This window comes from Paraburkholderia sp. HC6.4b, from assembly GCF_014200875.1.
Taxonomy (GTDB): Bacteria; Pseudomonadota; Gammaproteobacteria; order Burkholderiales; family Burkholderiaceae; genus Paraburkholderia; species Paraburkholderia tuberum.
The window spans coordinates 24,476-36,422 of record NZ_JACHDC010000004.1; the positions used below are offsets into that span (position 1 = coordinate 24,476).

The 11,947-nt window shown below is 61.2% G+C and carries 6 protein-coding genes and 1 pseudogene; 4 read left to right on the forward strand and 3 right to left on the reverse strand.

The features are described 5' to 3' along the window. Positions 1 to 69: 69 nt before the first annotated feature. Positions 70 to 981 (reverse strand): hypothetical protein, encoded by a 912-nt coding sequence (locus HDG34_RS06780; RefSeq protein ID WP_184058661.1) that lies wholly within the window; start codon positions 979 to 981, stop codon positions 70 to 72. A gap of 63 nt (positions 982 to 1,044) precedes the next feature. Here HDG34_RS06780 and HDG34_RS06785 point away from each other — a divergent pair, with 63 nt between their 5' ends. Continuing rightward, complete coding sequence (locus HDG34_RS06785; protein ID WP_184058663.1) at positions 1,045 to 6,972, forward strand: DUF3320 domain-containing protein; 5,928 nt, start codon at positions 1,045 to 1,047, stop codon at positions 6,970 to 6,972. 118 nt (positions 6,973 to 7,090) lie between these two features. Here the strand turns inward: HDG34_RS06785 and HDG34_RS06790 are convergent, their stop codons facing one another. Continuing rightward, on the reverse strand, positions 7,091 to 7,810 hold the full coding sequence (locus HDG34_RS06790) for an IS6 family transposase (RefSeq protein ID WP_184058666.1): 720 nt from the start codon (positions 7,808 to 7,810) through the stop codon (positions 7,091 to 7,093). Positions 7,811 to 8,049: 239 nt separating this feature from the next. On the opposite strand from HDG34_RS06790, the gene HDG34_RS06795 reads away from it, so the two are divergent. After that, on the forward strand, positions 8,050 to 10,047 hold the full coding sequence (locus HDG34_RS06795; RefSeq protein ID WP_184058668.1) for a PhoX family phosphatase: 1,998 nt from the start codon (positions 8,050 to 8,052) through the stop codon (positions 10,045 to 10,047). Positions 10,048 to 10,270: 223 nt separating this feature from the next. Here the strand turns inward: HDG34_RS06795 and HDG34_RS06800 are convergent. Further along, positions 10,271 to 10,690, reverse strand: a pseudogene (locus tag HDG34_RS06800) (integrase); the annotation flags it as partial. On the opposite strand from HDG34_RS06800, the gene HDG34_RS06805 reads away from it, so the two are divergent. Next, on the forward strand, positions 10,575 to 11,708 hold the full coding sequence (locus HDG34_RS06805; RefSeq protein WP_409259256.1) for a DNA-binding protein: 1,134 nt from the start codon (positions 10,575 to 10,577) through the stop codon (positions 11,706 to 11,708). The pseudogene HDG34_RS06800 and the gene HDG34_RS06805 sit on opposite strands and share 116 nt — an antisense overlap. Positions 11,709 to 11,732: 24 nt before the next feature. Then, positions 11,733 to 11,945, forward strand: coding sequence for a hypothetical protein (locus HDG34_RS06810; RefSeq protein ID WP_184059275.1), 213 nt, complete (start codon positions 11,733 to 11,735; stop codon positions 11,943 to 11,945). Positions 11,946 to 11,947: the final 2 nt, after the last annotated feature.

Sequence of the window (11,947 nt, forward strand, 5' to 3'; positions counted from 1 at the left end):
AATTCCTAGACGATGAAGTCGAACAGCGCTTGCCGCGTGGCGAGTTGCGGACCCGCCAGCGACACGATGTCATGACTGAGCCACTGGGTCAGCGTGCGGATGTCGCAGGCAAACTGATGCGCCTGCGCTTCTGTCCGGCGTGCCCGCCTCAGCTGGGCAGCGAAGCCGCCGGCGCACCCCCGCGAGCGCGGCTGGTTGAGCCTGGCTTGCAGCTTCTCGCGCCGCGACCGGGCGCCCCTGGCGAGGGTTGCCCAGCGTGTTGGCCAGTCCTTCGCACTGGCGCTGGATGTGGAACACATCGCCATGGCACGGCGTGTCGCCCCAGGCGGCCTTCTGCCCGGCGCGCAGGCCCCGGCCGGCATCGGCAATCGTGTAGTCGGGCGCCAGTCCCTGCTGCGCCGCGTCCAGCAGGTGCACGCCCCAGGTGTCGCCGTCGCGATGGGCCTCGGCCGCCAGCAAGTAGCAGTAGGTCGACTCGGCATCGACGCCGGCCAGCACCGGCCGCGAGCCCTGGAAGATCTCGTCGTGCAAGCCCACGCGAATGCCGGACAGGTCTTGCTCGCGGTTGAGCGCGGCCGCTTGCTGCGCGGCCCATTGCTGCACGTCGTGAACGTTGCCCACACTGGTGGACACGCCCAGCAAGTCGCGCATGAACTCCACCACGCCGCGATACGAGCTGCGGCAGATCAGCGTCAGCGCGACCATCACCTGACGCAGCCACCTCTTGCTGACCGGCAACTCGAACAGCACTTCATCCTCCGGTACCGCTGACGCAAACGCGTCCGCCAGCGCGACGCCGGCCTTGCGCGTTTGCGCGTAGACGAACTTGCGGCTCACGCCGTCCCGCGCGGCCAGCGCGCTGATCGTCTCGGATCCCTCGAGACAGGGGTGGCAAAAGCGTGTCCGGGCCAGATTGCTTGAAACAGCCCGCGATTCAATGCAGCCAATAATGCGATTTCGGCTTTCCCGATTGACGGCCATCTGGCGTATTCTTACGTGCAAAACCTGAGAACGATTTAAAAAGAACGCTGATAAGGGGGTACGATGGACGTCCAACAAGAACCGGATCTGGAATCCGTAACCGCCGAGGAAACAACCCCTGCGCCGCTGCTTCTGGAGATCGAGGCCGACCCTACACTGGGCTATGCGTCGATCCAGAATTCCGTGCCCGTAGTCCGTGCCTTGCGCGTAACGAACCGCGGTAGCGAACCTCTCGAGGCCGTGGATGTCCTGGTCGGGTGCAATCCTCGCTTCGCTCAAGGCGTGAAGCTTCACTTTGCAAAGCTCACTCCGGACGAAAGCAGGCGCATATCCCCTTTAGATCTGGCAGCCGACCACGGTTATCTGGCCGACCTCCAGGAGGCTATTACCTCATCGGTTACTGTGGTCGCGCAGGCCGGCGATATAGAACTGGCCCGGATAAACCACCCCGTCGAGATTCTGGCCTACGATCAATGGGCCGGTACGCGCGCCATGCCCGAGTTGCTCGCGTGCTTCTCAATGCCGAACAACCCGGCGATCGACATCCTCATTGGCAAGGCGTCCAAGTTGCTTCGCGAGCAGCACAGCGACCTGTCGATGAATGGATATCAGTCGAAGAGCCGCGATGTGGTGTGGAAGCAGATTTCCGCGATTTACAGCACGCTGGCCGCGGAGAATTTGCAATACGCTGAGCCGCCAGCTTCTTTCGGGGTGGATGGTCAGAAAATCCGAACCCCTGACCGTGTTATCGAGGGAAGAGTAGCCACTTGCCTTGACCTCGCGATGCTTTTCTCGTCATGTCTGGAGCAGGCTGGTCTACGTCCCGTTGTCTTGCTCAAGGATGGTCATGCCTGGGTAGGTGTATGGCTTCATCAGGCCTGTTTCGCCGATCCTCTCACCGACGATGTTCAGGCGGTACGGAAACGCGTCGATAGCGGCGAGTTTCTGGTATTCGAGACCACGGCAGTCGCACAGCATTCGAGCCGTCGCCCCTCGTTGAGAATCGCCCTGGAACAGGGTGCGGTCCATCTGCTCGAAGAAGGCACGTTCCGGTATGCGGTTGATATCCATCGGGCCCGAGAACTGCAAATCAGGCCATTGCCGTCCCGCGTAGCAGGGATTAAGCGATCCGAGACCGAAGACGCGGAAAAGCCCGCGGCCATTGAACCGACGCCGGTCCTCCCACCGCTTGACCCAGAGTCTCTGACGTCTCTCGATCTAGGTGGCGACGAGACCCCGGAAGGGCGCTTGTCGAAGTGGAAATCCCGGTTGCTGGATCTGACGCTTCGTAACCGGCTTCTCAACTTCAAGTCGACTAAATCGACACTGGCGCTGGTCGCGCCGGACCTGGCCAAGCTCGAGGACGCCATCGCCGAAGGCGTCGAGTTTCGCGTGCGGCCAATGCCGACCCTGATGGAGGGAAATGATCCGCGCATGGCCGAGGTCCGTGCGAGTCGCAGCGGACACCACCCCCTTGACGACATGGCACTCAACGCCCTGGATAACAAGGAGTTGATCGCACGGATGCCGCAGGAGGCGTTGGATGGCAACCTTCTGAGCATTTTTAGTGCGGCGCGGACTGGTTTGGAGGAAGGCGGCGCGAACACACTCTATCTCGCCTTGGGCATGTTGCGGTGGACGGAGGCGGAAAGCGCCGAGAGCGTGCATCAGGCGCCTATCATCCTGGTTCCCGTGGCGCTACAGCGCCAGTCGGTGCGAAGCGGTTTCCGGCTTAGCCGTCATGACGATGAGACGATCATCAATCCAACGCTGCTGCAGATGTTGCGTTCGAACTTCGAATTGCGCATTCCAGGTTTGGACGTTATGCCGATGGATGAGAAGGGCGTCGACGTCGGGAAGGTGCTCCAGGCGTTCCGTCTGGCGGTGCGCGAGATCCCCAAGTGGGAGGTCGTCGAGCAGGCGCACCTGGGTATTTTCTCTTTCACCAAGTATTTGATGTGGAAGGATCTCCAGGATCGGACAGAGCAACTCAAGGCGAATCGAGTAGTCCGACATCTCATAGAGAACCCCGGGCAAGCATTTGAGAAGGAGGAGGGCGACGAACGTTTCGAGAGGCTGGATGAATCGCACAAGCCTCAGGACCTGTTCACGCCAATGCTGTCTGACTCGTCGCAGCTAAAGGCCATCTGCGTAGTCGACTCCGGGCGTGATCTGGTTCTTGAGGGCCCGCCCGGTACGGGCAAAAGCCAAACCATCACAAACCTGATTGCCCATTTGTTAGCGAGAGGTAAGACGGTCCTGTTCGTATCCGAGAAGATGGCCGCGTTGGAGGTTGTGCATCGGCGACTCGAGTCGGTCGGTCTGGGGCCGTTTTGTCTTGAACTGCATTCGTCCAAAGCGCGGAAGTCGGAAGTCCTGCAGCAACTCGGCAAGGCTCTGGATTTCAGCGGCCAGCGAACGAGCGAAGACTGGAGCCGGGAAGCAGGACGTCTGGCCCAACTGCGGCAGGATCTGAACGATCTCGTCGATGCATTACATCACCCGCACTCCAACGGGCTCACCGTATATCAGGCAATCGGAACTTGCATCGCGCACGATGGCGAGGAAGCCTCCCTGATGTCTTGGGCAGATGCATCCGCTCACGATCGCAAATCCCTCGAAAGCCTGCGAGAAACATCGAGACGGATGGCCACCCTTTCCGGGGCGCTCGTCGCGCTGCATGGCCATCCGCTTGAACATATTGGCAGAACCGACTGGAGTCCGAGCTGGCAGGACGAACTCTTGACAACTGCGCGTTCGCTTGAGCAGGCGATCCAGGCATTCAAAGGCGGTGCAGCCGAGGCGGAACGCAGCCTGGGACTTCCGGTTTCCGGTTTGAGCCTTGAGGGATACGAAAAGGTTGACCGTTTGGCAGACGTTCTGCTCGGAGCGCCACAGGTGCCTCAAGGCGTTGCCGCACAAGCTTACGACGCTGAAGTCCGGGCACAACTGCAACGGCTTGCCCGGCATGGGAAGGCGCGCAACGAGTCATGGAGCAATCTCGAGGCGAGTTGGACTGAGCGGATCTCAGAAGTCAGCGCGAAATCTCTAAAAGACGAGTGGGCGCAAGCGTCGAACACCTGGTGGCCTAAATCAGCGATCAAGAAGCGCGCTATCCGCACACGGCTTGCGAGCTACAGCATTACCGGAGCGCGGCCGACGGACGAAGCTGTTGGAGCAATGTTGCCTCATCTTGCAGGCGTCAATGCCGAGGACGAGCAGCTTCTCGCGATGAAAGGCAACGCGGAACGTGTACTGCAGGATACGTTCAACGGCGTGAAGACGGACTGGGACCAGGTATTGCGGTGCGAGCAATGGGCTCAACGTTTCTCAGATGCTGTCACCTTGGTTGCTGGAGATCCGGTCGCGGCAGCTGAACTGCGAACCCGTTTCCAGCATATGGTGGTCGAAAACCGTGCTTTGCTGCAGCCGGGAGGTCCGATGAGCAAGTCGCTGGTTGCTTATCGCGACGCGTGGCGTGAAGTGCGTGCCAGCCTGTCGGCGCTGGAAGCACTGGCAGAACCGACTGCACCATTGCAGGGGCCGACTGACACTGACGGCGCTCTGGAGCGGATGCTCGGTATTACTGCGGCGTGGCATCGGGCGAAGAGCCAGTTTATGTCATGGTGTCTGTGGCGGCAGGTTCGAGAGCAGGCCGTGCATCTGGGGTTGCAAGGCGTCGTAACTTCGCTGGAAGATGGCCGTGTGCCACTGGATTGTGTCGAGGAGCACTTCGAGTACAGCTACCAGAATTGGTGGGTGAAAAAGGTCATCGACAAAGACTCGGTGCTGCGCACGTTTTCCAGCGCTGACCACGAACGGAAGATTCGTGAGTTCCGCCAGTCCGACGAGCGATTCCAGCATCTGACGGCGCAACATGTTGCCGCGACGCTTGCTGGCAAGGTGCCGGCGGGAAAAGGCATGGTGGTCAGCAGCGATAGTGAACTCGGGCTGTTGCGAAGGGAACTGCAAAAGAAGACACGCCACGCGCCGGTGCGCCAACTGATGCACGGACTTCCGAGTCTGCTCCCCAAGCTGAAACCGTGTCTGTTGATGTCGCCGCTATCTGTGGCTCAGTATCTCGACGCTGGGCACGCACAGTTTGATGCCGTCGTCTTCGATGAGGCTTCCCAGATTCCCGTGTGGGACGCCGTGGGCGCCATAGCGCGTGGCAAGCAACTGGCCGTTGTTGGAGACACGAAGCAGCTGCCACCCACGAGCTTCTTCAGTAAGTCGACGGATTCAGACGACAACGGCGGCGATGATGCTCAGATCGAAGACCTCGAAAGCATTCTGGACGAATGTCTGGGTGCGGGGATGAATCGTCAGCGGCTGCAGTGGCATTATCGCAGCCGGCATGAGAGTCTGATTACCTTCAGCAACGTTACCTATTACGACTCGCAACTCATCACCTTTCCGTCGCCGGTGACGGACGACGTGGCGGTGCGCCTTGAGCGCGTCACGGGTGTCTACGACAGAGGTGGTAGCCGGACAAACCGGGCAGAGGCCGAAGCGATTGTGCGTGGAATCGAGCAACACTTTCTGGATTCAAAGCACCAACATCTGACTTTGGGCGTTGTCACGTTTAATCAGCCGCAGCAGTCGCTCATTGAGTCGTTGCTTGACGCGCGTCGCCGAGCCAATGCCGCGCTCGACAAGGCGATCTCTGCGCAGTCGCGCGAGCCGTTGTTCATCAAGAACCTTGAGAACGTTCAGGGCGATGAGCGCGACGTGATTCTTTTTTCGATTACCTACGGTCCCGACGCAGCCGGCAAACTCACCATGAACTTTGGGCCACTGAACAGCGAGGGTGGACAGCGACGACTCAACGTGGCGGTGTCCCGTGCTCGCGAAAGAGTGGTGATTTTCAGCACCCTGCGACCGGAGCAGATCGATCTTTCCCGCGTGAGGGCTGCGGGTGTGCGCGACCTGAAGCACTATCTCGAGTTTGCGCTGAAGGGCCCCAAGGCGTTGCTGGAGCAATCATTGCCTACTGGAATGGAGCCGGACAGTCCGTTCGAGGGCCAGGTCATCAAGGTGCTCCGCGACCACAACTGGGTTGTTCATCCTCAAGTGGGTTGTTCTGGGTATCGCATCGACATTGGCGTCGTTGATCCCCGAGCACCGGGCCGTTATCTCATCGGGATAGAGTGCGATGGTCGCGCCTACCACTCGGGTGCGACTGCGCGTGATCGAGACCGCCTTCGTCAAGTAGTGCTCGAAGGGTTGGGATGGCGCATACATAGAATCTGGTCGACCGACTGGTGGTTAAATCCGGATGTCGAGGTTCAGAAGCTCCTCGCTCGTTTGGACAAGCTACTTCTCGATGATGATGGTGCCGACGAGGAGGCTCCAGCAGCGGCGTCAATCCCGGAGACGGTAGAGACCGAAATCGTCGACAGCGTTCCTTCGGCCACTCTTGCATCGGACATTGACGTCTCTCTACCTAAGTACACGGTCATCATCCCAGCGGGAGGCAAGCCGGAAGACTTTTACGACCTCACCCACGGCCGGAAGCTGACGGAACAACTGATCGAGATAATCGAAGCTGAAGGACCGATTCACGAGAGTGTCCTTCACCGCAGAGTCGCAAGAGCGTGGGGTTTGGAGCGAACGGGTACGCGAATTGTTGATCGTCTCCGGATGCTGACGCCTCGCGAGCAAGGTCGAACCTCGGACGGAAACGCGACGTTTTACTGGCCAGCTAAGGTAAATCCGGCAGAGTGGGGCGTTTTTCGTGAGGCCTCGGATGAGGAGACTTCACGTCGGAAGGTCGATGATGTGTGCCTGGAAGAGTTAGCTAACGGTGTGCTTCATGTGCTTGAAGAAACGGGCAGTGCACCAACCTCTGACGTCGCCAAATCCGTGTGTCGGCTGATTGGAATGTCGCGTACGCCGGGAGATGCCGAAGCTAGGGTTGGGCTTGCGATATCACGTCTTGTATCAAGTGGGAGCGTGACGATGAGTGGCACCGTTTTGAAGCTTTCGTAATCGAAGGATCGTATGCGGGGCGTGGAGCAGCAGTCGTCAAGACGAGGCTCCACATACGTAAGGTGGCTGTGGTGCAAACTGGGTAGGCGGGCGAGAAATCGCCCATGTTTCGGAGACCTCAACGAGCTGAAAGAACCGGCATCCAAATCGAGGGCGAAGTGGTATCTTTGAGGTGCATGCTGGTGAGATCGAACTGGCCTTTGCGAATGCGATGCATCAGTTCGATGCCGGAGAGGGTAACGGCGGCGCTGTGGAACCGCTTGAACCCGAGCATCACGTTCACCCGCGATTTGATGTGGCAGTGATCCTGCTCAATGAGGTTATTCAGGTACTTCGAGGATCGCAATTTCGTTCGCCTGGGTAGCGACTCGTCGGTCCTCATCTCGCGGACCGCCCGAAGAGATGCCGCGTAGCCGTCCAGCGTAATCGTCTCAGGAGCGCGTCCCTGAGTTCTGATTGCCTTCGCGAAGAACGCCTTTGCTGCCGCCACGTCGCGCCTCGCGCTGAGGCGAAAATCGATCGTCTTTCCCGCTCGGTCAACGGCGCGGTAGAGATAGGCCCATTTGCCGCGAATCTTCACGTAGGTCTCGTCGACTCGCCACGACTGACCGGCTGTCGTAGCCAACCGATTCCAGCGTTTGACGAACTCCGGCGTGTAGCGCTTCACCCAACGCAGGATCGTAGTGTGGGCGAGGGACAGGCCGCGCTCAGCCATCATCTCGACAAGATCACGCAGACTGAGCTTGTAGCGCAGATACCAACGCACGCAAAGGACGATGACTTCGCGGTCGAAATGACACCCGTTGAACAACCGTTCGAGATCTTTCAGCTTGCTCATTGGCTCGTGGTCGTCAAAAGCTCAAGAGTAACAGACCGACGCACCGGAATTGCACCACAACCGGGCAGGCCGGCTGACCAGGTTGATTCAAAAATTACTAAAACCTGTCAATATACTTTCATATTAACTTCATAGAATCCTCGCGTCATAGCGGCGCGAGCGTGAACCATGTGGTTTCGGGCTGACTGCGTGCCGGCTGTGCATTCACCCACGCTACCCGAACCCTGGATCACGACAACATGGCAGAGCCGTTCGACATTTCCCGCCGCAAGGCCCTGAAACTACTTGCCGGTGCGCCGATGCTGCCGCTAGGCGGCATCGCCACGGCGTCGATGCTGACCGCTTGCGGCGGCGATCTGGCGACTCCGTCGGCCAATTCCGCCACGCCTACTACGCCTGCCACCCCGGTCGCGAACTTCACTTCGGCGTCTTTCACCAGCATGCCGGCGCCGTCGCTCGCCAATCCGTCGCTGATGGCAACCACCACGGTCGGCTCAGGCCTGACGGTTTCGTATTCCGACGGCTCCCAAAAGGCTTACAAACTCGCGTACCAGCCGTTCTTCATGACCGGCGATCTGGTCCCGGACGGCAACGGCGGCACCGTGCTGGCAGGCGGGTACTTCGACATCAACAACCAGCCGATCGACGACGATTCGGTGCCCGCGCAACGGCGCCAGTTCTTTTCGGACTCGCCGGACGGTACGTCGCTGCTGAAGATCGATGGCGCGAAGGTCGCCGGCGTAAAGGGCAACACGGTGTTCGCTGTGGTCCAGTTCGAATACACGACGCGCTCGCAGTCCGGCAGTGACATGTATGGCCGCCTCCCGTCGCCGATCGCGGTGCTGACGCTGGATCAGGATCCGGCCACCGGCAAGTTGACGCTCGTCAAGTATCACAACGTCGACACGTCGCCCGCGAATGGACTGTGGATCACCTGCGGCGCGAGCCTGTCGCCGTGGAACACGCATCTGTCGAGCGAGGAATACGAGCCGGATGCGTTCACGGCCAGCTCGAGCAATCTGGCGCAGTACAAGGCGTTCAACGATAACCTGTACGGCAACACGAACATTGCTTTCAACCCGTATCTCTATGGTCATCTGCCGGAAATCACGGTCAAGGCGGATGGCACCGGCTCGGTCAAAAAGCACTATTGCCTCGGGCGCATTTCGCACGAACTGGTGCAGGTGATGCCGGACAACCGCACGGTCCTGATGGGCGACGACGCGACCAACAGCGGCCTCTTCATGTTCGTGGCGGACAACGAGAAGGACCTGTCGGCCGGCACGTTGTATGTGGCGAAAGTGGGCGCGGGCTTCTCGGTCGATCCGGCCGCGGCGGGCGCGGACCTGACGTGGATCAGGCTGGGTCACGCGACGAGCGCGGAAGTCGAGGCCATGGCGAAGTCGAATCGGCCGCAGGACGTCATCGACGTCAAGTGGACCGATCCTGCCGACGCTAACTACCGGAAGATCTTCGCCGGCGGCACCGCGCAGTGGGTCAGGATCATGCCGGGCAAGGAGAAGGTTGCGGCTTTCCTCGAAACCCATCGCTACGCTTACCTGGCGGGCGGCAGCATGGGCTTCACGAAGATGGAAGGGACGACGGTCAACATCAAGGACAAGATCGCGTACTCCGCTTTGCAGAACATCGTCGACTCGATGGTGAAGGGCAACGCGAAGGGCTGGAACGCGGAGAGCAACATTTCCGTCGACGCCGCGATCAACGCCGGCGGCGTGCTTCAGCACAAGCTCGCGGGCGGCCAGAAGGATAACCAGGGTGCCGCGATCAACAGCGAGTGGGTGCCGGTGCACACCAGCGCGCTGCTGGTCGGCAAGGACATCGCCGCCGACGCGCTCGGCAACAAGGCCGACCCGGAGTTGGTCGCCAACCCGGACAACCTGAAATTCTCGGAGAAGCTGCGCACGCTCTTTATCGGCGAGGACAGCGGCTACCACGTGAACAATTTCCTGTGGGCGTACAACGTCGACACGAAGCAGCTCACGCGTCTGCTGTCGACACCCGCCGGCGCCGAATCGACCGGTCTGCATGCGGTCGACGAACTCAACGGCTGGACCTACATCATGAGCAACTTCCAGCATGCCGGCGACTGGGGCAGCCAGCATACGCAGGCGCTCAGGGACACGCTCGATCCGCTTGTGCGCGTGAATTACAGGGATCGCTTCGGCGCGTCGGTCGGCTATCTGACAGCAGACCCGACATCGATCAAGCTGGTGTGACGGCAAGGCTCGCAGAGATCCTCGCAAGTCTCATTGTGGGGAAATTGATGGCGCGTTGATCCGATACGAAAAGCACGGTTCGCGAGCGGTTCATCGCCCCCTCTCTGGAGGGGGTTTTTTATTGGAGCCGGGAGGCAAAGTTGTGTGTTCGCAAGACACTCTTCGAACTGTGACATAGCCCTGCATTCAGGCAACTGCGTGGTGACAGTCAGCGACTACGGGGCGGATTGCCAGCCGGATAGCCGGCTTCGACGAGCCACGCGAACAGCGCGTTGATGATCACCATCGCCTGGTACTGGCTACTCGGCCGGAGCGTCCTGTAGAACGGCCGCCAGCGCGGATCATGGCGCGGGTATTTGCGCCCGCCGTCGGCGACCCAGCGCGCGTGCGGCAACGGGTCTTTCAGGAATTGCCGGAAGAGTTGCAGGTCTTCGTGCGTGAGCCACGACAGCGGCTTGCCCAGTTGCACGATCGCCCATAGCAGCAGCCGTTCGGCTTCCTTGCGGTAATTCTCGAAGGTGGCCTTTTTGTCGGCGACCCGCGCGAGCCATGCGCGGACCGCATTCAGGTCGTCGTGGGCGGCGATCTGTGAATGCCCGCGCGCCCGGTTGCTGCCATCGCGGCCGTCGAGATCGGCGGACAGTTCAAGCGCATCGAGGGGCGTCCTGCCCGACGAAACCCGCCTCTCGGCTGAAATCGACCGCCTGAAAGGCGAATTCCCGAAGACCCGCGAGCTGTACCGCGAAGTCTGCGCGCTACTGTTCTTCCGCTTCGGGATCACGCCGACCGCGAACCGGCTTTACCAACTGGTGAAGCGCGGCAGCATGAGCACGCCGACCCAGGTGCTCGGTGAATTCTGGGCCGAACTGCGCGAAAAGAGCCGGGTGCGCATCGAACACCCCGACCTGCCCGCCGATCTGGGGCCGGCTGCCGGCGAACTGGTCGCGGCGCTCTGGACCCGCGCAACCGCCTCTGCCGAAGCCGCGCTCGACGCGCTGCGCGACGAGGTCGAGGCGCAACGGTCGGTCGTTGCTGCCCGCGACGAACTGGGTCGCGTCGAGACCGCGCTCGAACAGCGCACGGCGACGCTCCTTGCCGCGCAGGTCGAGGTGCGCGAACTGGAAAAGGCGCAGACCGAGGGCCACGCGGCGCGGCAGGCGTGCGAGGCCGAGGTCGTCCGGCTCAAGGCCGAGGCGCTCGTGCGCGACCGTGAACTGGACAAGGTGCGCGAAGGTTTCTCGCGGGATCTCGAGAAGCTGCGCGAGAGCGCGGAACGCGCCGAAGAGCGCCTGCGAGCATCGGAAAAGCGCGCGCTGCTGGAGATCGACCGCGAGCGGGGTGCGGCCGCGAAGCTGCGGAAGGACCTCGATGCCGCGGTGAAGCGGGCCGACAGTCGCGGGGCGGACCATCACCGGGCGGTCGAGGCGCTGCAGGCGCAGCTCGGGGACGTGCGTCACCAGGCGGGCGTGCTGCAGGGACGGCTCGATGCCGTGCTGGCCACGAACGTCACGCTGCAGCAACAGCTGGCGGCACTGCGGCAGGCGGATACACGCGACGCCCGTCCAGCCCGTGCGAAGTCCGCCTCCACCCGGCGCGCCCGGTGGCGACACGCCCTTCACGCGCGCCGCGCGTCACGCCCGCGCCAGCCAGCAAGACCGTAGTGCACCGCAAGCGGGGAAAGAGGGATGGAAAATAGAACCCGCCCGCGCAAGAGACGGAAGGCCCCGGTCTGTCCGCCGATCGGCGCGCTGTTGCGCCATGGCGAGCGGACCGTGCGCGTGATCGCCGAAGCGAGCGGCCAGCGCGCGATCATCGAGTCGGTGCACGAAGACGGAAGCACCTTCCGCAGCACGGTGAAGTGGGCTAATCTGGCCGCTCTTCACGATCAGCTCTTCTGAGC

Coding starts and splice junctions, on each gene's coding strand:
- HDG34_RS06780 (WP_184058661.1), bottom strand. CDS start 981: ATGGCCGTCAATCGGGAAAGCCGAAATCGCATTATTGGCTGCATTGAA.
- HDG34_RS06785 (WP_184058663.1), top strand. CDS start 1,045: ATGGACGTCCAACAAGAACCGGATCTGGAATCCGTAACCGCCGAGGAA.
- HDG34_RS06790 (WP_184058666.1), bottom strand. CDS start 7,810: ATGAGCAAGCTGAAAGATCTCGAACGGTTGTTCAACGGGTGTCATTTC.
- HDG34_RS06795 (WP_184058668.1), top strand. CDS start 8,050: ATGGCAGAGCCGTTCGACATTTCCCGCCGCAAGGCCCTGAAACTACTT.
- HDG34_RS06810 (WP_184059275.1), top strand. CDS start 11,733: ATGGAAAATAGAACCCGCCCGCGCAAGAGACGGAAGGCCCCGGTCTGT.